The following is a 26,470-nucleotide window of genomic DNA, read 5'->3' as shown; positions in this document are numbered from 1 at the left end:
CGTTTGCGGCGATATCGACACGCCCCGTAGCGATGCGTAGCGGCGAACGTCAACGCGGTTTCGGGGCGGCGGTTCGCCCCCGCTACCCTCGACGGCTGTGAGCTTCGCAGGCTATGACCTGATCGTTGTTGGTTCCGGATTCTTCGGCCTCACGATCGCAGAGCGCGCCGCCACCCAGCTGGACAAGCGGGTGCTGGTGCTGGACCGACGTGACCACATCGGGGGCAACGCCTACTCGGAGGCGGAGCCCGAAACAGGCATCGAGGTGCACCGCTACGGTGCGCACCTCTTCCACACCTCGAACAAGCGCGTCTGGGACTACGTGAACCAGTTCACCGAGTTCACCAACTACCAGCACCGCGTGTTCACCAAGCACAAGGGGCAGATCTACTCGCTCCCGATGAACCTGAGCCTGCTGTCGCAGTTCTTCGGCCGCGGGTTCAGCCCGGACGAGGCCAAGGCGCTGGTCGCCGAGCAGGCCGCCGAGTTCGACACCGCGCAGGCGCAGAACCTCGAGGAGAAGGCGATCTCGCTGATCGGGCGCCCGCTCTACGAGGCGTTCATCCGCGGGTACACGGCCAAGCAGTGGCAGACCGACCCCAAGGAGCTGCCCGCGGCCACCATCAGCCGCCTGCCGGTCCGGTACAACTTCGACAACCGGTACTTCAACGACACCTACGAGGGGCTGCCGGTCGACGGCTACACCGCGTGGCTGGAGAAGATGGCCGCCCACGACAACATCGACGTGCGGCTGAGCACCGACTTCTTCGACGTGCGCGACGAGCTGCCCGCCGACGTCCCGGTCGTCTACACCGGCCCGCTGGACCGCTACTTCGACTACGTCGAGGGCGAGCTGGGCTGGCGCACCCTGGACTTCGAGTCCGAGGTCGTCGAGACCGGCGACTTCCAGGGCACCTCGGTGATGAACTACGCCGACGAAGAGGTCCCGTACACCCGGATCCACGAGTTCCGGCACTTCCACCCGGAGCGGGACTACTACCCGAAGGACAAGACGGTCATCGTCCGCGAGTACTCCCGGTCCGCGGAGAGCGGGGACGAGCCGTACTACCCGATCAACACCCCGGAGGACCGGCGCAAGCTGGAGGCCTACCGCGAGCTGGCCAAGAAGGAGGCCAAGGAGCGCAAGGTCGTCTTCGGCGGGCGGTTGGGCACCTACAAGTACCTCGACATGCACATGGCCATCGGCTCGGCGCTGAGCATGTTCGACAACAAGATCGCCCCCTACTTCACCGAGGGTCGTTCGCTGGACGGCTCGTTGGAGGACTGACGTGACCGACCGGACCCCCCGAGAGGACCGTTCTCCCGCCGCGGGGGAGAGCAAGCTCAGCGACGTGACGTCGATGCGCTCCGGGACGCCCGACGTGGCCAACCAGCAGGTGCTGCAGCGCGTGGTGTTCCCGCGCGGCGAGGACCCGCTGGACGTGCGCCCGCTGTACATCGACGAGCCGGCGTCGCTGGACAGCGCCGCGACCGTGGTGTCGCGGCGCCGGCTGCTGGTGCCCGCGCACCGCAAGATCTCCCTGGCCTCCTACTTCAACGCGTTCCCGGCCAGCTACTGGAAGCGTTGGACCAAGGTCGACGAGGTCGTGCTGCGGCTGAAGGTCAAGGGGGCCGGTCGGCTCGACGTCTACCGCTCGAAGGCCAACGGCGACAGCGTCCACCTGCAGGGCACCCCGGTGGACAGCGCGGACTGGACCTCGCTGGAGTTCCGGGTGTCGCTGACGCCGTTCGAGGACGGCGGGTGGATCTGGTTCGACCTGTTCACCAACGACGCGCCGCTGGAGATCGACGAGGCGGCCTGGACCACCGACGTGCCGCTGCCCAAGCAGCAGGTCGTCGTCGGCACCACCACGATGCGGCCCGCCGACTGCGTGCTCGCGCTCCAGACGCTGGGCGAGGACCCGCAGGTCATGGAGGTGGTGCAGCGCGTCGTGGTGGCCGACCAGGGCCCGCAGAAGATCCGCGACACCGAGGGCTTCGACGAGGCGGCCCGCCGGATCGGCGACAAGCTGCACGTGATCGAGCAGGACAACATCGGCGGCTCGGGCGGCTTCGGCCGCGTCATGTACGAGGGCATCTACAACTCCGACGCCGACCAGGTCATGGTCATCGACGACGACATCGCGCTGGAGCCGGACGGCGTGCTGCGGGCGAACGCCTTCGCCCGCGCCGCGACGAACCCGGTCATCGTCGGCGGCCAGATGCTGAACCTGCAGGCCCGCTCGCGGCTGCACACCATGGGCGAGGTCGTGGACCTGGGCCAGGGCATCTGGCGGGCCGCGCCGGGTGCGGTCACCGACCACGACTTCGCGAAGAAGCCGCTGCGCAAGACCACCAAGCTGCACCAGCGCATCCACTCCACCTACAACGGCTGGTGGATGTGCCTGTTCCCGCGCGAGGTGATCGAGCGCACCGGGCTGCCGCTGCCGCTGTTCATCAAGCACGACGACTCGGAGTACTCGCTGCGCGCGGGCGAGCGCGGGTACCCGACGGTGACGCTGCCGGGCGCGGCGATCTGGCACATGCCGTGGACGGACAAGAACGACGCCACCGACTGGACGGCGTACTTCCACACCCGCAACCGGCTGATCCTCGCCGCGCTGCACAGCCCGGACGCGGTCAAGGCCAACATCATCAAGCAGGGCCTCAAGCTCACCCTGCGGCACCTGCTGTCGATGGAGTACTCCACGGTCGCGGTGCAGCAGAAGGCGCTGGAGGACTTCATGGCGGGCCCCGAGGGCCTGTTCGACAGCCTCCGCACGGCGCTGCCGGAGGTCCGGGAGCTGCGCAAGGACTACGACGACGCCAAGACGTTGCCGTCCGCCCGCGAGTTCCCGCCGCCCTCGGCGAACCCGATCATGGCCGAGGGCCTGCTCAAGCCGCCGGTGAACCCGGCGGTGATCGCGGCGCGCGCGTCCAAGGCGCTGCTGCACAACCTCAAGGAACCGGCCAAGGACGCGGGCGAGCGGCCGCAGCTCAACGTGCCCGCGGCCAGCGCCCGGTGGTTCCTGCTGGGCAACCTCGACAGCGCGACGGTGTCGAACGCGGACGGCAGCGGGGTGGCGTTCCGGCGCCGCGACCCGGAGGAGTTCCGCCGTCTCGGCATGCGGGCCCTGGCCAACTACAAGCGGCTGGGCCAGGAGTGGACCCGGCTGTGCGCGGTCTACCGCGCGGCGCTGCCCGAGCTGACCAGCCCGGAGTCCTGGAAACAGGTCTTCGACCAGAAGTGACCCCGATCCACCCGGAGACGATGTGGCAGAGCTGACGACGGCGACCGGTTCCGAAGAAGCGGTCGCCGCACCCGCCGACGAAGCACCGGCGACGGTCACGCCCGAAACCGTCGCGCTGCGCAAGGTGCAGGGCGCGCTGGCCAAGCCGGCCGTGGTCAAGACCGCTCGGGCGATGTCGCTGTTCGGCGAGCACGCCGGTGGCTGGCTGGCCATCGGCGCGGTCGGCGCGCTGGTGGACCGCGAGCGCCGCGGCGAGTGGCTGACCGCCGCCGCCGGGGTCGCCGCCGCGCACGCGGCGTCGATCGCGGTCAAGCGCGTGGTGCGGCGGCGTCGGCCGTCCGACCCCGAGGTGCAGGTGCTGGTCGGCACGCCGAGCAAGTTGAGCTTCCCGTCCTCGCACGCGACGTCCACGACGGCCGCCGCGGTGCTCTACGGCGGGTTGACGGGCAAGAAGCTGACCCCGGCGGTGGTGCCGCCGATGATGGTCAGCCGCCTTGTCCTGGGGGTTCATTATCCGAGCGATGTGGTCGCCGGTTCTGCGCTCGGCGGTGCCGTGGCGTGGGGCGTGCGGCGATTCATGAGACGGCGGAGGAACCGTGGCTGACAAGAACGAAACCGAGGCCGACACCGGCAAGACCGATGCGTCGGCCGAGGCCGACGGCAGCAACGGTGCCCACGTCGGCGATGCGCTGCTGAGCGGGTCCGGCAAGGCGGACGAGGCGCCCAGCGCCGACGGCGAGGGCAAGGCCGACGAGGTGGCCAGCACCGACGGCGAGGCCGAATCGGCGGAAGCCGCGGCCAAGCGCGTCGAGGTGGAGACCGACGCGGAGGGCACCATCGGTGCCGAGTTCGGCGACGAGGTGCTGGAGCCCGAACCGAAGAAGTCCGACGACATCAAGGACAAGTCCTCGGACGCCTACCACGCGAAGGTGACCGCGAAGGCGGGCACCACGGCGGGCCTGGTCACCGGCCTGATCAAGGAGCTGCGCCCCAAGCAGTGGGTGAAGAACGTCTTGGTGCTGGCCGTGCCGTTCGCGGCGGGCGAGATCCTGGACCCGGTCGTGCTCTGGCACGCGGTGGTGGCGTTCATCGTGTTCTCAATGGCCGCCTCCGGCATCTACTTCGTCAACGACGCGATCGACGTCGAGGCGGACCGCCAGCACCCGACCAAGCGGAACCGGCCGATCGCGGCCGGGCTGATCCCGGTGCCGATCGCGTACGCGGTGTGCGTGCTGCTGCTCGGCGGATCGCTGCTGATCTCGGGCCTGACCAGCACCCCGCTGCTGATCGTGATGGCGGTCTACATCGCGGTGCAGCTGGGCTACTGCTTCGGCCTGAAGCACCAGCCGGTGATCGACCTGTGCATCGTGGCGTCCGGCTTCCTGCTGCGCGCCATCGCCGGTGGTGCCGCCGCCGGGCTGGTCATCACGCAGTGGTTCTACCTGATCGTCGCGTTCGGCTCGCTGTTCATGGTCGCGGGCAAGCGCTACGCCGAGGTGAAGCTGGCGATGGAGACCGGCGCGAAGATCCGCAAGTCGCTGAAGGCGTACTCGCCGTCCTACCTGCGGTTCGTGTGGGCCATCGCGGCCGCGATCACGATCATGTCCTACGCCCTGTGGGCCTACGACATCCGCGAGTTCGAGATGTCCCGCTGGGGCCTGATCTCGATCGTCCCGATGGTGGTGGCGATCCTGCGGTACGCGGTGGACATCGACAAGGGCGTGGCGGGCGAGCCGGAGGAAGTGGTCCTGAAGGACAAGGTCCTGATGGTCCTCGGCCTGATCCTGGCGGGCTGCCTCTTCCTGGCCTTCTACCTCTGAGCAACCCGAACAGCGCCCCCGGTCCCCCCGACCGGGGGCGCTTTCGTGTTTACCGCGAGCCGCTGACCAGGGACACTCTTGGGTGATGAGGACAGAATGGTCGAGTACCGGTTCCGGGCCTGAGGAGGAGGGCGCGATGAGCGCTGTGGCGTGGCCGGACCGATTGCTGTCCCTGGAGGACTGGGCCGCTCTTCCCGAGGACAACAGCCACCGCTTTGAACTCGTCGAAGGGGCGCTTCTGGTGAGTCCTCGACCGGTGTCCGACCACCAATGGGCGCTGAAGAAGCTGACGCGTCAGCTTGATGACCAGGTACCGGGTGAACTGGTCGTGCTGCCCGAGGTCGAGGTGGTTCTCTTCGAGACATGGCCCAGCACGATCCGCATTCCCGACCTCGTCGTGGTCTCCGTCGAAGCGGCTCGGAAGAGTCCGGCGCGATACCGGGCTGCAGATGTGCAGCTCGCCGTCGAGATCGTGTCTCCCGGCTCGGCGAGGATGAAGTTCGACGAGTACGCCGAAGCTGGAATTCCGAATTACTGGATCGTTGATCTGAACAAACCGGTCAGCATCGCTGCGTACGAGCTCAAGGACGACGGCATCTACGTGGCCGTCGGTGACGAGAGCGCGAAGAAGGTGACGTACTCGTCGCCTGCGCGGTTCGTCGTTGATCCGGGGTTGTTGTTGCCCGACTGGGCATGAGTCGCTGACCTGGCAAGGAACAGGCTGTTCACTTCGCGATCACCCGGAAGGCAGCACTCCTTCATCGTTCGGGGTGAGGGTTGATCCCGTTTCCCGAACGATGGAGGTCGTCGTGCCCGAATCCCTCTCGCGGCGCAGCGTGCTGCTGGGCGGAACGCTCGCCGGTGCCGCCGCGCTGACCACTGCCGCCGCGCTGCCGGTCGCCGCGCTGCCCGGGGCCGGTGCCGCCCGGCGCGGTGAGGTCTTCACGCTGGGCGTCGCGTCCGGTGATCCCGCGCCGGACGGCGTGGTGCTGTGGACCCGCCTGGCTGCCGACCCGCTGGCCGAGGACGGCATGGGCGGGATGCCGAACAAGACCCTCCCGGTGCAGTGGGAGGTCGCCGAGGACGAGAAGTTCACGCGCGTCGTGCAGCGCGGCGAGGCGCAGGCCGCGCCGGAGCTGGGCCACAGCGTGCACGTCGAGCTGACCGGGCTGCGCCCGGACCGCGACTACTTCTACCGCTTCCGCGCCGAGGGCGCGCTGTCGCCGACCGGCCGCACCCGCACCGCGCCGCTGCCCGGCGCGCTGACCAGCCTGTCCATGGCGTTCGCGTCGTGCGCGCAGTACGAGCACGGCTACTTCACCGCCTACCGCCACCTGGCCGACGAGCACCCGGACCTGATCCTGCACCTCGGCGACTACCAGTACGAGTACGAGGCGGGCCATTACGTGGCGCCGGGCGGCAACCCGCGCGACCACGCCGGGCCGGAGACCGAGACGCTGGCCAACTACCGGCAGCGGCACGCCCAGTACAAGAGCGACCCGGACCTCCAGCACGCGCACGCGTCGGCCCCGTGGGTCGTGGTCTGGGACGACCACGAGGTGGACAACAACTGGGCCGACGAGGTCTACGAGAAGCCGGAGATCCCGCAGCCGCACTTCCTGGAGCGCCGCAAGGCCGCCTTCCAGGCGTACTACGAGAACATGCCGCTGCGCCGGGCGCAGGTCCCGCGCGGCATCGACCTGCGCCTGCACCGCCGCATCCAGTGGGGGCGGCTGGCGAACTTCCACATGCTCGACACCCGCCAGTACCGCGACGACCAGGTGGGCGGCGACAAGTTCCCGACCCAGGACCCGGAGCGGCTGAACCCGAAGCGCAGCCTCACCGGTGCGGAGCAGGAGCGCTGGCTGCTCAAGGGCCTGCAGCAGTCCAACGCCCGCTGGGACGTGCTCGGCCAGCAGGTCATGTTCGCCGAGATCGACTACCTCAACGGCGCGGAGAAGGGCTACAACCCGGACGCCTGGGACGGCTACGTGGGCTCCCGCGAGCGCGTCATCCAGGGCTGGCAGCGCGCCAAGGTCCGCAACCCCGTCGTGCTGACCGGTGACGTGCACACCCACTGGGCCAACGACATCCACTACCGCGACGAGGTCGTCGGCACCGAGCTGACCACGACGTCCATCACCAGCGGCGGCGACGGCTCGGCCCAGCTCACGGACAAGGAGAAGACCTACCTGAAGGAGAACCCGCACGTCCGCCTCTACAGCAACCAGCGCGGCTACATCAGCACCAAGATCACTCCGGACGCCCTTCGAGCGGACTACCGGGTCCTCCCGTACGTCTCCAAGCCCGGAGCCCCGGTGGAAACCCTCGCCTCCTTCGTGATCGAGGACGGCAAACCGGGCCTCAACGAGGCCTGAGACTGCGTCGTGAGCGGCGGTGGTGGTTCTTACCGCCATCGCCGCTCACGAATCACGAACGCCGGTTGCTGAGGCCGAGGCGGTCGGTGACCTCGTGGGCCATCGCGATGGCGTAGGACTGGCCCCGGTCCTGGGGGTAGATCTGGGACATCGTCGCCAGCGTCACGCCGGGCATCTCGGTGCGGTGGCCGGGGATCAGGGCGCGGTACTGGGGCGTCACGATCGGTTGGGCGAAGGGCGCCTTGGAGAAGTGCCAGTTTTGGATCCAGGAGCGGTCGAAGTCCGGGTTCAGCTTGCGCAGCCAGGGGATGTAGCGCTCCAGCAGCTCCGCCGGGTCGGTGTTGAAGCGCCAGTCGTCGCGCGGCACGTAGTTGCCGACGTAGACGATGTGGCGACCGCCGTACTCCGCGGGATCCACCATGTTGGTGTGCTCGACGACCGCCAGGAACGGGAACGCCGTGTCGTTGATGTTCAGCCAGTAGTGCGGGATCACGCTGCGGTCGCACTCCAGGATGAAGCACGTCGCGCCCAGGTACTGGTTGCGCCACAGCACGTTGTCGGTCTCGATCCCGGCCGCCTCCGCGAACACCGGCTGCGGCACCGTCACGATCACCCGGTCGAACTCGTAGCTGCTGCCGTCCCCGGTGCCGACCAGGACCGTCGCGCCGGGCTGGCGGATGGTGGCCACCGGCTTGCCGAACTCGACCTTCCCGCCGCGCTCGGTCACCGCGTCCAGCAGCGCGCGGTACACCTGCTCGAAACCGCCGTGCACGTAACCGAGTTCGAAGGTGCGGTAGTGGATCCTGGCCCACAGCCAGGCCATCGAGATCTGCTCGGCGTGGATGCCGAACTTGCCCACCAGCAGCGGTTCCCAGATGTTCTCGGTGACCCGTCGACCGGCCCAGCGGCGCATCCACTCCAGCGCCCGCACCGAGTTGAACCGCTGCCCGTTGCGCACGGCCTTCAGCACCGCCGCCGACGCGCCGAAGCGCAGCTTGTCCAGCAGCGAGAAACCGGGGAACCGCAGCATCTCCTGCGGGGTGCCGAAGTCGTGCAGCTGCCCGTCCGCGTAGACCCCGGTGGTGGGGCGGTGGAACCACAGCAGGTGGCCGAGCCCGAGCTCCTCGATCAGCCCGATCATCGCCCGGTCGGTGCGGAAGCTGTGGTGGTAGAACCGCTCCAGCGGGGTGCCGCCGACCTCGATCGACGCGGCCAGCCCGCCCAGTTCGGCGGAGGCCTCCAGCACCGTCACGTCGTGCCCGGCCTTGACCGCGTCGTAGGCCGCGGTCAACCCGGTCGCACCCGCGCCGACGATGCCCACTCTCATCCGAAGCTCCACTTCTTGTTGATGGTGTACTGGAGGAGCAGCACGACCGGGAGCGAACCCGCTTTGACCAGGTTCGGGTCGATGCCCAGCCAGCCGGAGAACACCTGCAGCAGCAGGAAGGTCAGCGCGATGCCGGTCAGCCCGACGGCGTAGAACCGCAGGAACCGCACCACGATCCGGTCCCGCTTGCGGAAGTTGAACAGCGCGTTGAGCACGAAGTTGTTGGTGATCCCGGCGGTGGTGCTGATCGCGTTGGCCAGCTGCTCGTGCACCCCGAACGCGTTGAACAGCAGCAGGAACAGCAGGTAGTCCAGCAGCACGCCGCTGCCGCCGATCAGCGCGTAGCGCAGCAGCTGCGGGCTGACCAGCGGCACGCGCCGCGCCAGCTGATCAGTCCGCGTCATGCCGGATCACATCCCGCACGATGTAGAGGGGACGTTGCTGCACCTCGCTGTAGATGCGGCCGACGTAGCTGCCGATCACCCCGAGCGAGAGCATCTGCAGCCCGCCGAGGAACAGCATGGCGACCATGAGCATGGTCCACCCGGACACCGTCACCGCGGGGAAGAACAGCCGGAGGGTCACCGCGTAGATGATGCCGAGCAGCGCCAGACCCAAGGTGATGAACCCCATCCGGGTGATCATCTTGAGCGGGACGGTGGAGAACCCGGTGACGCCGTCGGCGGCCAGCCGCAGCATCTTGCGCATCGGGTACTTGGTCTCGCCCGCGACCCGCTCGTCCCGGTCGAACAGCACCTCGTGCTGCTTGAAGCCCATCGAGGCGACCATGCCGCGGATGAACCTGCTGCGCTCCCGGAACCCCCGCAGCTCCTCGGCGGCGCGGCGGTTGAGCAGCCGGAAGTCGCCGGTGTCCACCGGGATGTCGACCTCGGCGCAGCGCCGCAGCACCCGGTAGTACCCGGCCGCGGTGGCGCGCTTGAACCGGGTGTCCTGGCGGGTGCGGCGCCGCGCGGACACGATCTCCGCCCCGGCCACCCACGCGTCGATCAGCTCCAGGCTGACCTTCGGCGGGTCCTGCAGGTCCGTGTCCATCACGATCACCGCGTCGCCCCGGGCGTGGTCCAGCCCGGCGGTGATGGCGATCTGGTGGCCGTAGTTGCGCGCGAAGTCCACCACCCGCACCCGCGGGTCGTTCTTGGCGATGTCGCGCAGGACCTCCAGCGAACCGTCCGAGGACCCGTCGTTGACGTAGATGAACTCGTAGTCGAACTCGGGCCGGGTGGCGGTGGTCGCGGTCAGCTCCTCGTGGAAGCGGCGGATGCCGTCCACCTCGTTGTAGACCGGCAGCACGTAGGAGACCAGCTGGGGGCCGTCCGCGCCGGTGCTGCGCGGTTGCTGCTGCGGCACCGGAATCCGGACCTGCTGGCGCATCGTGTCGGCCATGGTCACTCCCCTCGCCAACCCCACCGTGGAACAGGAACGCTCCGCACGTCGTATTCGTTGCCCGGCATCGGGTAATCCACTTCGATCAGGTGGCCCCATTCGGCGTACTCGGGGGTTTTCTCGACCCCGAGTAGTCGGGTCGGCACCTCTTTCCGGTGACCGACTTCCCACGCACCGGCGAAGGATCCGCCGATGCTGCGCGCGAACGCCGCAGTGCCGCCGAAACCCATCCCGCTGGGCGGGGTGACCAGGTAGGCCGGGGGTTCGACCAGGCCACCGGCAACCCGCGGCATGTCCTGCAGGCACGGCGCGTTCCAGGTCATCGACCAGTCGACCAGCACCGGGGCCCTGCCCCGCAGGTACTCCGGCAGCGGTACGACGTCCCGCACGCGCGGCCCGGCCACCGCGAGCCAACCGGCCGGATCGGTGGTGCCGTCCACCGCGCGGATCCGCACCGCGGTCGCCCCGGCCGGGATCTCCCCGGCGGGCACGGGCAGGTCGCGCCACGCAGGGTGGTCCTGCGGGCGGTCCGGCACCACGTGGTCGGTGGGGTAGGTCGGGCGCTCGTCGGCGTCCAGCCAGGTGTCGTCCAGGACGCGTTCGCCCAGGGCACCGGCGGGCGAGGCGAACTCCAGCGCCACCCGGTTGCCGTCCCCGCTGCGCCCGGCGACCGCCACCGCCAGCTCCTGGTCCGGCGCGAGCTCGGGCAGCTCGTACCAGCCGGTGGTGAGCTCGCCCGTGGAGATCTGCCCGCCGCCGAGGCTGCCCCAGAACTCGCGGACCTCTTCCGGCGGGGCGAACTCCTGCGCGTGCCCGGTCCCGGCGGCGAAGCCGTGCGCCTCGGCCGGACCGCGCGCGACCAGCGCACCGCCGGGGACGTCCGGGGTGGCGACCACGTGGTCGGCGATGCCGCAGCTGCCGCCGGAGAGCGCGGCCAGGCCCTGACCGCCGATGGAGTAGGCGCCGGTCTGGCGGACGGGCGCGACGACGAACGAACCGAGCACGATCGCCACCGTCACCCCCACCGCGCCCACGCCGACCAGCGCGGGAATCCGGACGAGCAGCCGACCGGGCCCGCGTCCGACCAGGACGGACGCCGCCAGCAGCGCGACCACCGCGATCAGCCACCACACCGGGCTGTTCAGCGGCCGCACCGGCTGCTCTCCCCAAGGCACTCCGTACTGGGAGTGCAGGAACCAGTTGTTCTTTCCGGCGAACGCCAGCGCCGCGGCGAGCACGGCGAGGGCGGTGCACAGCGCGCTCGCCACCAGCACGACCCGGTCGCGGGCGAAGTGCCGGGCACCGAGCGTGATCAGCACCGCACCCGCGGTCAGCGTAGCGGCTCCGACCCCGGCCAGCGCGCCGAAGTAGTGCGTCCATTTGGAGGGTGTCGCGGTCATCAGCAGAACGCTCAGCAGCAGGCAGAGCGGCGGCACGTGCACCAGGGACATGCCGGGCAGGCGCCGGGCGCCGCGCAGGAGCAGCAGTCCGCTGAACACGGCGACGACCGCGGTCAGCAGCACCGGGGCGCGCCGCGCGACGTCGCCCTGCAGGTCGAAGCCCAGCAGGTACTGGTAGCGCAGGACCTCCTGGAACCACGGCACGTCCGGGCCGTAGTAGGCGTGCAGCTCGGTGGCCTTGCGGACGCCGAACAGGGACTGGTCGGCGAACATCGCCACCAGGCCGACGGCGGTGATACCGCCGAGCAGCGCCACGACCGGCGCGCTGAGCAGTCGGCGGAGCTGCGGGGCGAGCACCGCGAACGGGACGAGCGCGGTGATGCCCATCGGGTTCACCGCGACCGACAGCCCGGCGGCGAGCGCGGCGAGCCCCAGCCACGCGACCCGCTCGCGCCGCACCGCCTGCAGGACGCAGGCCAGCACCGCGGCCAGGCCCAGCGCTTCGAACGGTTCCGGCCGCACGCCCAGGCCGAACGGCAGCCACCAGGCCAGGAAGCTCACCGCGGCCAGCAGCCGGACCGGGCTGCGCCGGGCGTGCTCCGGCAGCACCGCGCCGAGGATGCCGCGGCTGAGCGCGAACCAGGTCAGCGCGGCGGCGACCACGCTCGGGATGCGCATCGCGAGCGGGTTGGCGTTCCACGCGGCGACGGGTTCGAGCAGGTGCTGGACCAGCGTGAACGGGGCCTCGGAGGCGTTCTCCCAGCGGTAGTAGTTGCCGATGTCGCCGGTCAGCAGGCCATTGCGGACCGTCATCGCGGCGAACGAGTCGTCCGGTGTGGTCGGTCCGAGCACCCACCACCCGGCGAGCACGACCAGGACACCGAGGTCGACGAGGTACGCCGGTGCCGGGGTCCGTCGCCTCCGGGGTTCCGGGGTCTGGGGTTCCGCGATTTCCATTGAAGTCGGAGGTCCGATTTCAATGGAAATCGCGGACTTCCGGCGGGAGCGGTCGTGGGCGAGGAGCGCGGCGAAGGCCAGGAGGACGAGCGCGATCTGGGCGGCGACCAGGAGTTTCTTGAGCTCGGTGGGGGAGTTCTCGAACCAGTTCGCGGTGGTCACGCGCACTTCGAGACCGGCCGCCCGCTCAGGCGGGAGGTCGGTGGCGAACGCGACGATGTCGCGGATCCGCACGCCGGGGAGTTCGGCCACTCGGTCACCGATCCGGGCCCGGCTGCCCGCGCTGTCGGCGTCGACGGCCACGTCGCAGGCAGCGGTGATCGGTGCGCGCAGCGCCTCGCGCCCGCCGACCAGGGCGATCACGTGGTCGTTCGCGGTGGTGACGGCGAAGTTCTCGGTGGGCTGGCCGGGCGGTCGCCCGGCGACCAGCGTGGTCGGGACGTCGCGCTGCTGCCCGGCGCGGACCACCGGGCACGGGACCCGCACGTGCACCGCGGCCGGGTGGTACGGAACCACGAAGGCCAGCGTGCTCTCGGGCAGCTGCCCGGCCTTCGGCCAGGTCGCGGTGACCTGCTGGGTGATCACCGGCGCCACCGGCACGGCGAGGGCGACCAGCACGCCGAGCACCCCGATGACCAGCCCGAGGACGCCGGGCACCCGGCGCTTGCGCGGGGGCGGTGCGGGCAGCGGCCGATCGAGTTCTGCTGCCCGCTCGACCCCGTCCGCCACGATGCCCCCCGGTCAACTGGCTGGATGCACAATGCGAACCAGTTTCAGCCCAGTACCGCCTCTCCGCGATTTTTGGTGGTGGTTGCGATCTGGGGTGATCTTGCGTTTTCGGGGTTTCTTGTGGCCGGGTTGCGTCACGGTCCCCTGAGGTGCGGTGGGGCTCGGGATTGTGCTCGGAACGGTCGTCCGGGGTCTGTGTGCCAGTTTTGCCTATAACTGACCACGCGTTCCGGGCGTGCTGGGTTGCCAGTTTCAGGCAGAACTGGCAGCCCCTACGCCCGGACGGACCTCGCCCGGGGCCTTGGCATCCCGGGTTGTGCGGTCAATGCTCCTCGAAGGGGTAGGGCGGGTCTCCGTGGGCTCCGCCGATCAGGTCGCGGTGGTGGGTTGTCGTGTAGGCGTCGCGTTCGATTCCGTAGCGGACCGCGTAGAGGTGGCCCCAGGTGTGGCCGGGGGCGTCGCGGAGGCGGGTGGGGACCTCGATGCGGCGGGACAGCATCGTCGCCCCGGCGAAGACCCCGCCCCAGTCCGGGTCGACGGCCATGCCCCAGTCGCCGGACGGCGGGGTCACCATCAGCCTCGGACTGCTCGCCACACCGCCCGCCACCTGCGGGTAGCCGCTGCGGCACGGGAACACGAAGCTCATCGTCCAGTCGATCAGCACCGGTTGCTGCGCGTCGAGCGCCTGCCGCAGCGGCACCACGTCGCGCACCACCGGGCCGCTCACCGACACCCAGCCCTGCGCGTCGGTGGTGCGGTCCTCGCCGAGGACGCGGACGCGGTCCGCGCCGCGCGGGATGTCGCGGGCGTCGATGTTGTGCAGCCGCCAGTTGCGGAAGTTGCGCCAGTCGAGCGGCCGCCCGTGGCGCGGGTCGTCGAACGGCAGGTCCGTCGGCGGCGGGTCGCGGAGTTCGCGGACGCCCAGCGAGCGGTCCGCGGAGGCGAACTCCAGCGCCAGCGAGTTGCCCTGCTCGGGCCGCCCGGCGATCCACAGCGACAGCACCTGGTCGTTGCTCAGCTGGGACAGCCCGAACCACGGGCTGACCAGCGAGCCGGTGTTCTGCGGGCCGCCGGTCAGGCTGCTCCAGGAGTACTCGCTCGCGGCCGTCGCCTGCACCTCGTCGCGCGGGCCGTCCTCGGGCGCCGGTTCCGGCGGCACCACCTGCAGCGGTTCGCCCGAGCCCGCGTTGCGCACGTCCGCTTCCTGCGGCGGGGCGCCGCCTTCGGTGAACCCGTCCAGCTCCGCCTCGCCGACCAGCGGCCACAGCTGTTCGGCGATGGGCAGCGCCTGGACCTCGTCCTCCAGCCCGCAGTTGGGGGCCTGCCAGTTCATCCGCGCCACCGAGAACCGGTCGCCCATGACCTGCGCCGCGGCGGTGAACGAGCCGAGCAGCACCAGCACCGACGCCAGCGCCGCCCCGCTGAGCACCGACGCGGGCATGAGCGTCCACGTCAGGCGGTTCCGGGGCCGGGACGTCAGCGCGGTGCGGACGCTCTGGACCGCGAGCACGCCCAGCCCGACGGCGACCGCGCCGACCAGCCAGAACGCCGGGCTGTCCAGCGGAACGCCGGGGCGCACCGGGGAATCCGACCAGGGCACGGCGAAGTCGGACTGCATCGGCCAGATGTTCGGGCCCATGAACGCCAGCGCGGCCGCCACCGCCGCCGCGATCGCGCCGAACGCGCCGAGCAGCCGCGCCTCCCGCTTCGCGTGCTGGAGCTTGCCGACCCGCACCAGCACCACCACGACCACCGCGAGCAGCGCCGAACCGACCCCGGCCAGCGATCCGAAGTGGTGGGTCCACTTCGACGGCGTCAGCCACAGCGCGGCCAGCACCGCGACCGCGGAGCCGAACAGCACCGGCAGGTCGCCCACCGAGGTCCAGCGGTGGACCTGCCGCACCGCGCAGGCCCCGGCGAGCAGCGCGGCCGCGATCACCAGGAACACCGCGAGCCGTTTCGCCGAGGTGCCCCAGATCCAGGTGCCCAGCAGCGCCGAGTACCGCTCGATCTCCTGGTACCAGCCGAGGCTCGGCCCGAACTCGTCGTGGATCTGGGTCGCCGCCACGACGCCCCGCCAGGTCGAGTCGGCGAACATCGCCACCAGGCCCGTCCCCGCCAGGCACGCGGCCAGCGCGCCGCGGGTCGGCACCAGCACCCAGCGCGGCAGCGCGCCCGGCTGGGCCAGCACCTGCCAGATGCGCGGGGCGAACACCAGCACGATGATCAGCGCGCTGATGCCGGTCGGCGTGACGGCCGCGGTCAGCCCGGCGATCAGCGCCGCGATGCCCAGCCACAGCTGCGGGGCGCGCGTCCGGTTCAGCTTCAGCAGCGCGGCGACCAGCGCGGACGTGCCCAGCGCGAGGAACGGTTCGGGGCGGATCCCCAGCCCGAACGGCAGCCAGCAGGCCAGGAAGAACACCGCGGCGACCAGGTGCAGCGGGAACCGCCGGGTGCCCCGGCACACCGGCGCCACGATGCCGCGGCTGACGACGAGCCAGGTCAGGAACCCGGCCACCGCGCTGGGCACCCGGAGCCAGACCGGCGAGAGGTCGTCCGCCGACCACCAGCGCATCAGGTGCTGGACCAGCGTGAACGGCGTTTCCGACGCGTTGAACCAGCGGTAGTAGTTGCCGATGTCCCCGGCGTCGCCGTAGTTGCGGACGGTCATCATCGCGAATCCGTCGTCGTCGGTCAGCGGGCCGATGACCAGCCACGCCGCCAGCACGGCCGCGACGCCGACGTCCACCGGCAGCGGCGTGAGCGCCACCCGCACGGCGCCGAACGCCGGTGGTGAGTGCACGAAGAGCAGGACGAGCGAGAAGAGCGCGAGCACCAGCGCGGTGCTGATCAGGGTGCTCTTGAACTCGGTGGGAGAGGTGTCGAACCAGGAGAAGGTCCGGGCCGTGACCGAGGTCCCGGCGAGCTGCCCGGGGTCGAGGTCGGTGGCGAAGGTGAAGATCTCCGGCGCGGCGATGCCGGGCAGCGCGATCGGCGTCCGGCCGTCGACGGTCACCAGCGTGCGCTGCGCGTCGGCGCTGATGTCCAGCGCGCACGCGTTCGGCGGCAGCTGGACCTGCTGCTGTCCGAGCACCAGCTCCGGCTTGCCCTCCTTGGTCGCGAGGACCAGTCCTTCGCGGTCGCTGCCCGGTGGCAGCGTGGTGAGGACCGTGGTCCGCCCCGGCCGGTCGAGAGCGCTGCGCATCACCGAGCACGGCACGGACGCCTCGAACGACGCTGGCCGGTAGGGAGTGAGGAGCGCCGTGGTGGTCTCGGGTTGCGGTCCCGGCCAGTGCACCTCGGTGCGGTCCACCCACACCGGTGCGAACGGCAGGGACAAGGCGCAGACCAGCCCGATGACGCCGACGCAGAGGGCGAGCAGGTGCGCCAGCCACCGCCCGAGCCGGGACCGGGGCGGTGGTCCGGCCGGTTCGGGCTCGGCGGGTCGCTCGAGTTGCACGGAGCTGCTCAGGTGCTCCAACGGTCCTCCCGGCATTGCAGGTGCGCCGCGGGTAATCCTGTCGAACGCGCTGCGCGATCACCGCTGCCGCGCGCCGAATTCGTCCAGCCGATTGACGATCGGCACAACGCAACAGGTTGCCCGATCGGGGCAACGGACCCGTCCGCACCGGCGTGCACATGTCGAGCAGACGGGAGACCGAACGTGCGCGTTGCAGAGGAAGTCGCGTTACCCGACCACCGCGGGGTGCCCCGCTCCGGCGGTGCGCCGCACCGGGTCCGAAGCGGATGGCCGGTGTGGACGGTGCTGGTCGGTGCGGTGGCCGCGGTGGCGTTCTGGGTCGTGCACGACGCGTTGATCGACGACTCCTACATCACCTTGAGCTACGCCCGCAACCTGGCGTTCCACGGCCACTGGGGCCTGATCGGCGGCGAGGTGTCGAACTCCGCGACCGCGCCGCTGAACGTGCTCGTGCTCGCCGCGTTCACGGCGGTGCTGCGGCAACCCGTCGTCGCCCTGGGCGTGGTGTTCGTGCTGGCCAACATCGCGCTGGCGCTGCTGCTGCGCGCCGCCGCCCGCAGCTCCGGCCTGCCCGGCTGGACGGGACCGCTGGGCGCGCTGCTGGTCGCGGGGAATCCGCTGGTGCTCTCGACGGTCGGCCTGGAGATGACGCTGGCGTCGGCGCTGCTCGGGTTGCTGCTGCTGGCGTCGGTGCGGGGCGGGCCGGTCCTGTTCGGGGTCGCGGCCGGGCTGCTCGCGCTGACCCGGCTCGACCTGGCGGTCTTCGTGCTCGTGGTGCTGATCGGTCGGCCGGGCTTGTGGCGCGGCTGGTGGCGCTGGCTGCTGACCGCTGCGGCGATCGCGCTGCCCTGGTTCACCTTCAGCTGGTTCTACTTCGGCTCCGCGGTGCCGGACACGCTGGTGATCAAGCAGCTGCAGAGGTCTTGGGGCGACTGGGACTTCAGCAACGGGCTTGGGCTCTACCACGAGGTTTTCCCGACGGCGGTGGTGGTTTCGCTGATACCGCCGCTGCTCGGTCTGGTGTGCCTGCCGGTGCTGTGCGCGCTGCGCGCGTTCCGGCGCGTGGTGCGGCTGTGGCCGTGGGCGCTGCTCGGCCTCGGCGGAGTCGCGCACTACTACCTCTACACGCTGCTGGGAGTCCCGCCGTACCACTGGTACTACGCGCCGAGCCTGATCGGGCTCTCGTTGCTGCTGGCCGGTGTCCTCGGCGCTGTGCGCCGGGAGGTCTCGCTGCTCCTCGGCTGCGGCCTGCTGGTCGCGCAGGCGTGGTTCGCCGCCGCGCACGGGATGCCTTGGCGCGAGGCGGCGATCGCGACGAACTGGGCGAGCGCGGCGGACTACGCCCGCATCGGCACCGAGGTCGGCCGCCAGCTGGGCGCGGGCACGGTCAGCAGCCCGGGGGAGATCGGCACCATCGCGTACTTCTGCGACTGCGCGGTGGTGGACGGCTTCTCCGACCGCGGCTACCTGCCCGACCAGCTGCGACAGCGCCTGGCGGCGGCCAGCCCGCCGGTCCGCGCCCTGCTGGAGCTCAACTACCGCAACTTCACCCCGGAGCCCCCGCGCCCGATCACGTACACCCTCCGCCGGGAGCCGGGCGCGGGCGCCTGGACCATCGCGTCGACCTGGGCGGGCGAGTCCCACCTCGTCCTGGAACCCCGGGAGAGGTGACGATCAGGCCTTCTGCCAGCCGTGGACGGTGACCTCGTGGCCGCACAGGTCGAACACCCAGGGCTTGTCGTTGAGCAGCGGGTCCACCGACTTCGCCGGGTCGCCCGGCCGGACCGACATGTTCATCGCCCAGACCCGGGCCACGCAGTTGTCGCCGAGGTCGTTCCAGTCGAGCTCCGCGGCGGCGGACTCGCCGGGCGCGAGCTCGATCGGGCCGCTGCCGGGGTTGCCCGGCTGGTAGCTGACCTCTTCGATCGGCTGCGCGTCGCGGTTGGTGAACTCGACGGTCGGGCGGGAGCTGTCCAGCAGGCAGGATTCGGGGCCACCGTTGGTGATCGTGACGTGCCCGGCGACGGAGCCGGTCGTGGCGAGCACGAACGTCGGGTTCACCTGCTCCGTCGTGCAGGGGGCGGGTTCGGTGCTGTCCTCATTGGACGCGTTGTCGACCTGCGCCGATGTCGAGGAATCGGTCGGCAGGCTCCCGCAGGCGCTGAGCGAAACGGCGCAGACCGCCGTCGCGAGCAGGGTCTTGCCGATGGTGTGAGCGCGCATTCTCCGAACCCCCTGGAACGTCGTGCTGGCAACAGCATTTCCGTCCGGAAGACGCGCGGCGGCGGGCGCAGTTCCACCGCGGATGCAGTGGTGTGGGTCACATGTCTCGTGAGCGGCGATGGCTGCTCTTGCGGCCATCGCCGCTCACGAGCCGGTCACGCGGTCGGTCGGTCGACGACCTCGCCGGTCTCGCGGTTCCACTCCACGACGCCGTGCTCGAAGTCGCTCGCCCGGCCCTGCGGGACGTCGTGCTCACCGCTCACCGGGTAGCCCAGGTACGAGCGCTCCCAGCCGAGCTGCGCCCAGCGGACGCGGATCCCGCCGTACACCTCGTGCGCACCGGTCTGCGGCGTCCAGTAGACCGACGCCCCGCCGGTGCCGGTGAAGTGGTTGTACCGGCCGCTCCCGTCCGGGGTGCCGAGCTCGTCGGTGGTCGGGTAGCCGAGCACCCCGCCGGGCCCGCTCAGCTCGACGTAGCGCTGCGCGATCACGCCCTGCACGGAGTGCGCGCCGGTCTCCGGGCTCCACACGATCCCGGCCGGGAACCGGCCGTCGCCGTTGAACTGGTTGTAGCGGCCGACGCCGTCCGGCGCGGTCAGCTCGTCGGTCACCGGGTAGCCCAGCGGCCCGGCCTCCCAGCCGCTGGCCGCCCACTTCTCCCGGATCGCGCCCTGCACCGCGTTCGCCCCGCTCGGCTGCGTCCAGTAGATCGAGGCGTCCTCGTGCTGGGAGTTCGGCATCACGAAGTGGTTGTAGGCGCCGAACGCGTCCGGGGTGATCCGGGTGTCGGTCGCCGGGAAGCCGAAGTGCGCGTCCTCGCCCAGCGCGCGGAAGTGCTCCAGGATCGGGCCGACGACGTGGTGCGCGCCGGTGCGGGTGGAGAAGTAGATCGCGGAGTGGATCACGCCGTCGCGGGTGCGGAAGTCGCTGTAGCGGCCGCCGCCGCTGCTGGCCAGCTCGTCGGTGATCGGCACGCCGACCTCGTCGTGCCCGCCCAGCTCCAGGAACCGCTGGTAGATCAGGCCGCGGACGACGGTGACGCCGGTGTCCGGGGTCCAGTAGAAGCGGGCGCGGGTGAAGTCCTGCCAGCGCAGGCCCTCGTCGGCCACGACCTCGCCGCCGAGGGGCTCGCCGACCTGCGCGCGCTCCTCGTCGGTCATCGACTCGTAGCGCTGTTGGATCGCGCCGTCACCCGGGTCCGGCTGGTCCGGCTGGTCCGGCTGGTCCGGCTGGGTCGTGCCGTCGTCCGGATTCGGCGCGGTGGTGGTCGGTTCCGGTTCGGCGGCCGACGTGGTCGGCACCGGCGCGGAGCTGGTCGGCTCGTCCTGCGCCGCGGCGGGTGCGGTCAAGGCCAGGGCGAGCACGGCTGCCGCGGCGGTGGACGCCGCGATTCGTCTTGCGGTCACGCGAAAACCCCTTTCGCTCGGTCACCCGTAGATCGCGCCGCGGCGCGCTCGGGTTGCCCGGGCATTCGGGGGTTTTTACGCATGTCCGGCGGACCGCGGTCGCGGCACCCTGGTCGTCATGGACAGAACCGGATCATCGCCCGCGATGACGAACGCCTTCTACGTGCAGTCGATCCTGTCCTTCGCGGTCTCCCTGGCCGCGGCGGCGCTGAGCATCGTCTTCCTGCCGGTGGACGGCTGGATCAGGGCGTTCCTGGCGCTGGCCCTGCTGTACGTGGTGACCTCGGCCTTCTCGCTGGCCAAGTGCATCCGGGACCGGCAGGAAGCGGCGAGCGTGATCAGCAGGGTGGACCAGGCGCGGCTGGACAAGTTCCTGGCGGAGCACGACCTGCTGGCCAGCAGGTGAGCGCGCGACGTTCCGTGGGCCCTCCGGACAACAGGGCAGGTGGAGGGCCCACGGACACGGGCACCCGGTGAACCCCACTTCGCCAGGCATCCGCCTTCCCCCAGCGCGAAGCGCATCGGGAAGCAATCCGGGCGGCGCGGAAACAACGCCGTCACAGGGGTGATCGCATCCGGACCGCAGAACGTTGCCCGGAAGACCAAAACGTTATGAACGGACATTCCGCGCAGGGGGCCGCCCGGCGACCCCCTGCGCGAGGCTTTCAGAACGGCAGGCGGCGGAAGATGACGCGCGGGACGTGCCTCAGGACCGTCATCACCCAGCGCATCTGCGCGGGTGCCCAGACCTGCTCCTTGCCCTTGCGGACGGCGTCGACGATCACGTCGGCGACCTGCTCCGGCTGCTGGGCCATCGGCGCCGGCTTGATGCCCTCGGTCAGCTTGGTGTGCACGTAGTTCGGGCGCACCACGGTGACCTTCACGCCGGAGCCGTCCAGCGCGTAGGTCAGGCCGCTGAAGAAGGTGTCCAGCCCGGCCTTCGAGGAGCCGTAGACGAAGTTCGAGCGGCGGGCCCGCTCGGCGGCGGGCGAGGACAGCACGACCAGGTGCCCGTGGCCCTGCTTGCGCAGCTTCTCGGCCAGCCGGACGCCCAGCGTCATCGGCGCCACGTAGTTGACCTCGGCCATCTCGCGGGCGACCTCGACGTCGGTCCAGCCCTGCTCGTTGTCGCCCTGGACGCCGAACGCGACCAGCGTGATGTCGATGTCGCCCTCGGCGAAGGCCTTGTCGACGACCTCGGCGTGGGTGTCGATCTTGCGCGCGTCGAACGGCACCGTCACCACGGTGCTGCCGGTCTTGCGCAGCCGCTCGGCGGCGGCGTCCAGGCGCTCGGACTCGCGGGCGGCGAGCACGATCCGCAGCGGTCGCTGGGCGGCGTACTTCTCGGCCGTCGCCAGCGCGATGTCGGACGTGCCACCGAGCAGCAGCAGGGACTGCGGGTTTCCAACGGCGTCGATCACAGCTCAAGCCTCCGGCTCATGTCTGAGGCGAAAATGCCTTCGGGGTCTACGGTCTGGCGGATCTTTCGGAACTCGTCCACCCGCGGGTACATCTTGTGGAAGGTCTCGGCCGTGGTCCGCGAGTCCTTCGCGGTGTACAGCCGACCGCCGAGCGCGAGGACGTCCTCGTCCAGCTCGGTGCAGAACCGGCCCAGCCCGTCCACGATCGGGAAGTCCAGGCACACCAGCCAACCCGGGTGCGGGTAGGACAGCGGAGCGCGGTTGCCCTCGCCCATCTTCTTGATGACGTTGAGGAACGAGACGTGGCCGGAGTGCGCGACCTTGCGGGTGATCCGCTTGAGGTCCTCCTCCTTGCCGTAGGGCAGGGAGAACTGGTACTGCAGGAAGCCCTGGGAGCCGTAGGCCCGGTTCCACTCGCCGATCATGTCGAGCGGGTGGTAGAAGGCGGTGAGGTTCTGGATCAGGTCCCGGCCCCGCTTCGGGGTCTTGCGGTAGTAGAGCTCGCCGATCGCGCTGAACGACAGCTTGTTGGCCAGCCGGGGTGGGAACACGTCCGGCAGCGTCAGCAGCTGCGGCGCGTCGAACTTCAGCGGGTTCGCGCGCAGCTTGGGCGGCAGCTGGTCGACGGTGGCCAGCGAGCCGCGGCCGAACGCGGCGCGGCCCAGCTTCGAACCGGTGGAGATCGTGTCGAACCACGCCGAGGAGTACGTGTACTTCTCGTCGGACCCGTCGCTGAACAGCTCGATCGTCTCGTCGAGGTTGGCCGTCCGGTCGACGTCGGCGAGGAAGTAGGCCGTCTCGGTCCGGGTCATCTTGATCTTCGCCCGGACGATGATGCCGGTGAGGCCGATGCCCGCGACGGTCGCCCAGAACAGCTCCGACTCGGGGCCCTCCGGCGTCAGCGTGCGGATCTCGCCGTCCGCGGTGATCAGGTCCATCGACACCACGTGGTTGCCGAAGCTCCCGGCGCTGTGGTGGTTCTTGCCGTGGATGTCGTTGGCGATCGCGCCGCCGATGGTCACCTGGCGGGTGCCCGGCAGCACCGGGACCCACAGGCCGTACGGCAGCGCGGCCTTCATCAGCTGGTCCAGGCTGACCCCGGCGTCGACGTCGACGATCGCGGTGTCCGGGTTGATCTCGTGGATCCGGTTCAGCCGCGTCATGTCGACGACCACGCCACCGGCGTTCTGCGCGACGTCGCCGTAGCTGCGGCCCAAGCCGCGGGCGATGACACCGCGCTCGTCGGCGGTGCGGACCGCTTCCGCGATCGCGTCGATGTCCGTGGTGCTGAGCACGCGCGCCCGCGAGGGGGCGGTGCGGGCCCAGCCCATCAGTTCCTTGGTCTCCAGTGCTGCGGTCACAGGTCAAGCCTCCGGGACAGGTCGGAGCGGAAGACGCCCTCCGGGTCGACGGAAGCGCGGATCTTGCGCCACTCGTCGATGCGCGGGTACATCCGCTCGATCATCTCCGCCGTGGTGCGGGACTCCTTGGCCAGGTACAGGCGGCCGCCTGCCTCCAGGACCATCTCGTCCAGCTCGGTGCACAGCCGGTCCAGGCCCGGCGTGACGGGGATGTCGACGGTGAGCGTCCAGCCCTTGCGGGGGAACGACATCGGCGCCTGGTTGCCCTCGCCGAACGTCTTGAGCACGTTCAGGAACGACACGTGGCCCGACGCGCTGATCTTGTCGATGGAGCGGCGGAACATCGCCTCCTGGCCGAACGGCACCATGAACTGGTACTGCAGGAAGCCGTTCGGGCCGTACACCCGGTTCCACTCGCCGACCAGGTCGAGCGGGTGGAAGAACTGGGTGATGTTCTGCACGAGTCCGAACCTGGTCGGTGCCTTGCGGTACCAGACCTCGTTGAACGCGGTGATGGTGAACTTGTTGACCAGGCCGTTCGGGAAGATCGGCGGGGCGGTCATCAGCTGCGGGGCGTTGAACTTCAGCGGGTCCTTGCGCAGCTTCTTCGGCAGGTCCTCGAGCTTGGCCGAGTTGCCGCGGGTCAGCAGCGCGCGGCCCAGCTTGTCGCCGCGGGCCAGCGAGTCGAACCAGGCGACCGAGTAGACGTAGTTGTCGTCCGAGCCGTCGGTGAAGTGCTCGATCAGCTCGTCCAGGTTCTTGGTCTGCACGTTGTCGACCAGGAAGTAGGCGGTCTCGACGCGCTTGAGCTTGATCGTCGCCTTGAGGATGATGCCGGTCAGGCCCATCCCGCCGACCGTGGCCCAGAACAGCTCGGAGCCCTCGCCGTCCGGGGTCAGCGTGCGGACCTCGCCGTCGGCGGTGAGCAGGTCCAGGGACAGCACGTGGCTGCCGAAGGAACCCTGCGAGTGGTGGTTCTTGCCGTGGATGTCGGAGCCGATCGCGCCTCCGACGGTGACCTGGCGGGTGCCCGGCAGGACGGGGATCCACAGCCCGTGCGGCAGCAGTCGGCGCATCAGGGTGTCCAACGACACCCCGGCGTCCACGACCACCGTCGCGTCGTCCACGTCGATCAGGTGCACCCGGTCGAGGGCGGTCATGTCGATGACGGTGCCCCCGGCGTTCTGCGACGGGTCGCCGTAGCTGCGGCCGAGACCGCGGGCGATGACGCCGCGCTCACCGGCCTCGCGGACGGCTCTGGCGATGGCCTCGACGTCCGGGGTGCTGACGACGCGCGCCCTGGTGGGCGCGGTGCGCCCCCAGCCCGTCAGCGTCTGAAGCTCGTCCTTTACCGATCCCACCCAGCCGAGTCTATCCGCGCAGGAGCGACCGACAGCCGCGGGTGCGCGCGGTCTCCGGCGGTGTGCGATGCGTCATCGCTACACTCGCCCGGGACGCGTGTGGAGCTCGATCTTCCGCGTCTTCGGCGCCCAGCCGGGTGCTCCGCGAGCGACGAAGCCCCGGGCACCGAACGACCTGCCGTCGAATCCCGAGGTGAACCAGTGGCCGTGGCCGAAGCCCGAACGGACCAAGCGGAACCGAAGCGCCTGGGTGTTCTGAACCAGCTCATCCGGTTCGTCGTAATCGGCGGTGGCTGCGCCGTCATCGACTTCGGCACCTACTCGGTGCTGCTCGGTCTCGCCGGGTGGCCGGTGTGGCTGTCGAAGTCGATCTCGTTCATCCTCGGGACCACGGCCTCGTACCTGATCAACCGGAAGTTCACCTTCCAAGGCGCGAACACCGGCAACACGAAGGCCAAGGCGGGCGCGTTCGCCCTGCTCTACACGATCACCTTCTTCGTGAACACGGGCACGAACCAGCTCCTGGTGGTGCTGTTCAACGCGCAGGAGCCGTGGCAGTTCACCCTGTTCTGGGTGATCGCCCAGGGCCTCGGCACCTTGATCAACTTCGTGATGCTCAAGGTGCTCATCTTCCGCGACTGACCGGACCGCGAGCGGCACCGCTGCTGGGCACTGCGATGTGAGCTCCGTTTCCGCTGGTAGAAGCCCATGAGCACTTTCTGGGGCTACGGCACCACGAAGTGCTTACGGGGCCTGACCAGCGAAAACGGAGCTCTTTTGTGCTCCCGCGGGGAACGGGCGGCCCGGTCCGTGCGTCGGATGTGCAGGAGCGGGCCGGTGGAGCGCCCGCCGGTTTTCGGAGGATCTGGTGCGTCGTTTCGCAGGGCTGCTGTCCCTTCTCGTCGTGCTGCTCGCAGGCTGCGGTCAGAGCCCGGCAGGGGAGCAGCCGCCACCAGCCCCGGCGCCGACCCAGGCGCCGCCCGCACCGCCGACGCAGCAGGCCGACGCCTTCGACCTCGCCGCCGCGCTGGCCGCGATCGAGGCGGACGGGTTCACCCCGACGCCGCCGGGGGCCGAGCTCGCCGGACCGGTCCGGGCCATCCACGCCATGTGCACGGGCAGCGCGAACGGGCGCTGCCAGGCCGTGTTCTTCTTCGACGGGCAGCGGTTGGTGCACCGGATGGACGTCGGGATGGTGCGCATCCTGTCCCAGGACGGCACGGCGGTCCGGGTCGAGTTCCCGGTGTACAACGCCGACGACCCGGGCTGCTGCCCGAGCGGCACGCCGACCCAGCACACGATCCGGGTGCGCGACGGCCAGCTGGAGGCCGACCCGCCCGTCGGCTTCGACCCGAACCGCCCCGGCGACTACTGAGCCGCGCAGCGGGGGCTGGCGATTTCGCGCGAGATCGGCGACCGGCAGGCGTGCGCGATGCCGTTTTCGCGCGAAATCGCACTTCCCCCGCCCCAGGACCGGCCTCGCCGACAGGGCCCCGCAGGCGTCAGTTGTTGCGGAAGCCGGTGCCCCGGGCCGGGGCGCCGTAGGCGTTGGCGTCGGAGCGCGTCGTCTCGACGTGCGCCGTGGCCACGTGCGCGAAGTTCACCGCGAAGCTGCCGCCGTCGGCGGTGGTGAGCGCCTTCGTCTCGCCGTTGGCCATCAGGTCGGCGAGCACGTCGCGCAGCGCGTCCGCCTCGGCCTGGTCGAGCGCGATGTGCAGCGGCTGGCTGACACCGGCGATGTGCAGCACCAGGCCGGGTCGCGTTTCGGGCATGGGAACCCCCAATCGGCACCGGTCCCCGACCGTCGAGGACCCGGCCACCAGAGCACCACGACCGCCCCGGCCGGAACACCCCGTTTCACCCTCAGCAGAGGGCCGCAACCCCGCTCACCAGCACTTTTCGCCAACGGCGTACCGGCGGGGGCTCCGGGAGGACGCGATTTCAATGGAAA

21 protein-coding genes are annotated in these 26,470 nt (G+C 70.4%); 10 read left to right on the top strand and 11 right to left on the bottom strand.

All coding sequences use genetic code 11. From position 1 onward, the window contains the following. Window positions 1-97: 97 nt before the first annotated feature. From glf to F1721_RS07145, 6 genes are all read left to right on the top strand, one after another. Complete coding sequence (glf, locus tag F1721_RS07170) at window positions 98-1,288, top strand: UDP-galactopyranose mutase (RefSeq protein ID WP_150065766.1); 1,191 nt, start codon at window positions 98-100, stop codon at window positions 1,286-1,288. Window position 1,289: 1 nt separating this feature from the next. Then, entirely contained in the window at window positions 1,290-3,251 is a 1,962-nt protein-coding gene (locus F1721_RS07165; RefSeq protein ID WP_150065765.1) for a glycosyltransferase, read from the top strand. A gap of 22 nt (window positions 3,252-3,273) precedes the next feature. Next, a complete protein-coding gene (locus F1721_RS07160) occupies window positions 3,274-3,855 on the top strand; it encodes a phosphatase PAP2 family protein (RefSeq protein WP_387510590.1) in 582 nt (193 codons plus the stop codon). 256 nt (window positions 3,856-4,111) lie between these two features. Continuing rightward, window positions 4,112-5,071 carry a decaprenyl-phosphate phosphoribosyltransferase gene (locus tag F1721_RS07155; RefSeq protein ID WP_387510679.1) on the top strand — a complete coding sequence of 320 codons (960 nt, stop codon included), beginning with the start codon at window positions 4,112-4,114 and terminating at the stop codon, window positions 5,069-5,071. 136 nt (window positions 5,072-5,207) lie between these two features. Further along, on the top strand, window positions 5,208-5,768 hold the full coding sequence (locus F1721_RS07150; protein ID WP_170301388.1) for a Uma2 family endonuclease: 561 nt from the start codon (window positions 5,208-5,210) through the stop codon (window positions 5,766-5,768). A 100-nt stretch (window positions 5,769-5,868) separates the two neighbouring features. After that, window positions 5,869-7,449 carry an alkaline phosphatase D family protein gene (locus F1721_RS07145; RefSeq protein ID WP_150065763.1) on the top strand — a complete coding sequence of 527 codons (1,581 nt, stop codon included), beginning with the start codon at window positions 5,869-5,871 and terminating at the stop codon, window positions 7,447-7,449. Between the two features lie 52 nt (window positions 7,450-7,501). Here F1721_RS07145 and F1721_RS07140 read toward each other — a convergent pair whose 3' ends face one another. The 5 genes from F1721_RS07140 to F1721_RS07120 form a co-directional block, all read right to left on the bottom strand. After that, complete coding sequence (locus F1721_RS07140) at window positions 7,502-8,776, bottom strand: NAD(P)/FAD-dependent oxidoreductase (RefSeq protein ID WP_150065762.1); 1,275 nt, start codon at window positions 8,774-8,776, stop codon at window positions 7,502-7,504. Continuing rightward, the gene (locus F1721_RS07135; RefSeq protein WP_150065761.1) at window positions 8,773-9,180 is read right to left on the bottom strand and encodes a GtrA family protein; all 408 of its coding nucleotides are present in this window, start codon (window positions 9,178-9,180) and stop codon (window positions 8,773-8,775) included. The genes F1721_RS07140 and F1721_RS07135 overlap by 4 nt, the downstream gene beginning before the upstream one ends. Next, on the bottom strand, window positions 9,167-10,180 hold the full coding sequence (locus F1721_RS07130) for a glycosyltransferase family 2 protein (RefSeq protein WP_150065760.1): 1,014 nt from the start codon (window positions 10,178-10,180) through the stop codon (window positions 9,167-9,169). The genes F1721_RS07135 and F1721_RS07130 overlap by 14 nt, the downstream gene beginning before the upstream one ends. Window positions 10,181-10,182: 2 nt before the next feature. After that, on the bottom strand, window positions 10,183-13,266 hold the full coding sequence (locus F1721_RS07125; RefSeq protein ID WP_246154412.1) for an arabinosyltransferase domain-containing protein: 3,084 nt from the start codon (window positions 13,264-13,266) through the stop codon (window positions 10,183-10,185). Between the two features lie 322 nt (window positions 13,267-13,588). Continuing rightward, window positions 13,589-16,726, bottom strand: a complete 3,138-nt coding sequence (locus F1721_RS07120; RefSeq protein WP_246154410.1) for an arabinosyltransferase domain-containing protein — start codon at window positions 16,724-16,726, stop codon at window positions 13,589-13,591. A 204-nt stretch (window positions 16,727-16,930) separates the two neighbouring features. On the opposite strand from F1721_RS07120, the gene F1721_RS07115 reads away from it, so the two are divergent. Further along, window positions 16,931-18,418: a hypothetical protein gene (locus F1721_RS07115; protein ID WP_246154407.1), complete on the top strand. Its 1,488-nt coding sequence runs from the start codon at window positions 16,931-16,933 to the stop codon at window positions 18,416-18,418. 3 nt (window positions 18,419-18,421) lie between these two features. Here F1721_RS07115 and F1721_RS07110 read toward each other — a convergent pair whose 3' ends face one another. Beyond that, window positions 18,422-18,970, bottom strand: coding sequence for a DUF4232 domain-containing protein (locus F1721_RS07110; RefSeq protein ID WP_170301387.1), 549 nt, complete (start codon window positions 18,968-18,970; stop codon window positions 18,422-18,424). A 155-nt stretch (window positions 18,971-19,125) separates the two neighbouring features. Beyond that, entirely contained in the window at window positions 19,126-20,376 is a 1,251-nt protein-coding gene (locus F1721_RS07105; protein ID WP_150065757.1) for an LGFP repeat-containing protein, read from the bottom strand. A 145-nt stretch (window positions 20,377-20,521) separates the two neighbouring features. Here F1721_RS07105 and F1721_RS07100 point away from each other — a divergent pair, with 145 nt between their 5' ends. Then, a complete protein-coding gene (locus F1721_RS07100; protein ID WP_246154404.1) occupies window positions 20,522-20,782 on the top strand; it encodes a YiaA/YiaB family inner membrane protein in 261 nt (86 codons plus the stop codon). Between the two features lie 259 nt (window positions 20,783-21,041). Here F1721_RS07100 and dprE2 read toward each other — a convergent pair whose 3' ends face one another. From dprE2 to dprE1 (F1721_RS07085), 3 genes are read right to left on the bottom strand one after another with little or no spacing between them, the layout of a single operon-like run. Next, window positions 21,042-21,797: a decaprenylphospho-beta-D-erythro-pentofuranosid-2-ulose 2-reductase gene (dprE2, locus tag F1721_RS07095; RefSeq protein WP_150065755.1), complete on the bottom strand. Its 756-nt coding sequence runs from the start codon at window positions 21,795-21,797 to the stop codon at window positions 21,042-21,044. Further along, window positions 21,794-23,128, bottom strand: coding sequence for a decaprenylphosphoryl-beta-D-ribose oxidase (dprE1, locus tag F1721_RS07090; RefSeq protein ID WP_170301406.1), 1,335 nt, complete (start codon window positions 23,126-23,128; stop codon window positions 21,794-21,796). Before dprE1 (F1721_RS07090) ends, dprE2 begins: the two co-directional genes overlap by 4 nt. A 26-nt stretch (window positions 23,129-23,154) precedes the next feature. Beyond that, on the bottom strand, window positions 23,155-24,519 hold the full coding sequence (dprE1, locus tag F1721_RS07085) for a decaprenylphosphoryl-beta-D-ribose oxidase (protein WP_150065753.1): 1,365 nt from the start codon (window positions 24,517-24,519) through the stop codon (window positions 23,155-23,157). Between the two features lie 207 nt (window positions 24,520-24,726). Here dprE1 (F1721_RS07085) and F1721_RS07080 point away from each other — a divergent pair, with 207 nt between their 5' ends. Together F1721_RS07080 and F1721_RS07075 are read left to right on the top strand one after the other, a co-directional pair. Next, on the top strand, window positions 24,727-25,161 hold the full coding sequence (locus tag F1721_RS07080) for a GtrA family protein (protein ID WP_387510597.1): 435 nt from the start codon (window positions 24,727-24,729) through the stop codon (window positions 25,159-25,161). A 226-nt stretch (window positions 25,162-25,387) separates the two neighbouring features. After that, a complete protein-coding gene (locus F1721_RS07075; protein ID WP_150065751.1) occupies window positions 25,388-25,894 on the top strand; it encodes an LppP/LprE family lipoprotein in 507 nt (168 codons plus the stop codon). Between the two features lie 127 nt (window positions 25,895-26,021). Here F1721_RS07075 and F1721_RS07070 read toward each other — a convergent pair whose 3' ends face one another. After that, entirely contained in the window at window positions 26,022-26,291 is a 270-nt protein-coding gene (locus F1721_RS07070; protein ID WP_150065750.1) for a hypothetical protein, read from the bottom strand. Window positions 26,292-26,470: the final 179 nt, after the last annotated feature.

The sequence above is a fragment of the Saccharopolyspora hirsuta genome (genome assembly GCF_008630535.1).
GTDB classification, from domain to species: Bacteria; Actinomycetota; Actinomycetes; order Mycobacteriales; family Pseudonocardiaceae; genus Saccharopolyspora; species Saccharopolyspora hirsuta.
The sequence above is the reverse complement of the archived record's forward strand: the minus strand, read 5'-3'. Positions and strand labels throughout refer to the sequence as shown.

Bases quoted from the DNA above. Each gene is read 5' to 3' on its own strand.
- F1721_RS07150 (WP_170301388.1), top strand. From the start codon at position 5,208: ATGAGCGCTGTGGCGTGGCCGGACCGATTGCTGTCCCTGGAGGACTGG.
- F1721_RS07145 (WP_150065763.1), top strand. From the start codon at position 5,869: ATGGAGGTCGTCGTGCCCGAATCCCTCTCGCGGCGCAGCGTGCTGCTG.
- F1721_RS07140 (WP_150065762.1), bottom strand. From the start codon at position 8,776: ATGAGAGTGGGCATCGTCGGCGCGGGTGCGACCGGGTTGACCGCGGCC.
- F1721_RS07135 (WP_150065761.1), bottom strand. From the start codon at position 9,180: ATGACGCGGACTGATCAGCTGGCGCGGCGCGTGCCGCTGGTCAGCCCG.
- F1721_RS07130 (WP_150065760.1), bottom strand. From the start codon at position 10,180: ATGGCCGACACGATGCGCCAGCAGGTCCGGATTCCGGTGCCGCAGCAG.
- F1721_RS07110 (WP_170301387.1), bottom strand. From the start codon at position 18,970: ATGCGCGCTCACACCATCGGCAAGACCCTGCTCGCGACGGCGGTCTGC.
- F1721_RS07100 (WP_246154404.1), top strand. From the start codon at position 20,522: ATGACGAACGCCTTCTACGTGCAGTCGATCCTGTCCTTCGCGGTCTCC.
- dprE1 (WP_170301406.1), bottom strand. From the start codon at position 23,128: ATGGGCTGGGCCCGCACCGCCCCCTCGCGGGCGCGCGTGCTCAGCACC.
- F1721_RS07070 (WP_150065750.1), bottom strand. From the start codon at position 26,291: ATGCCCGAAACGCGACCCGGCCTGGTGCTGCACATCGCCGGTGTCAGC.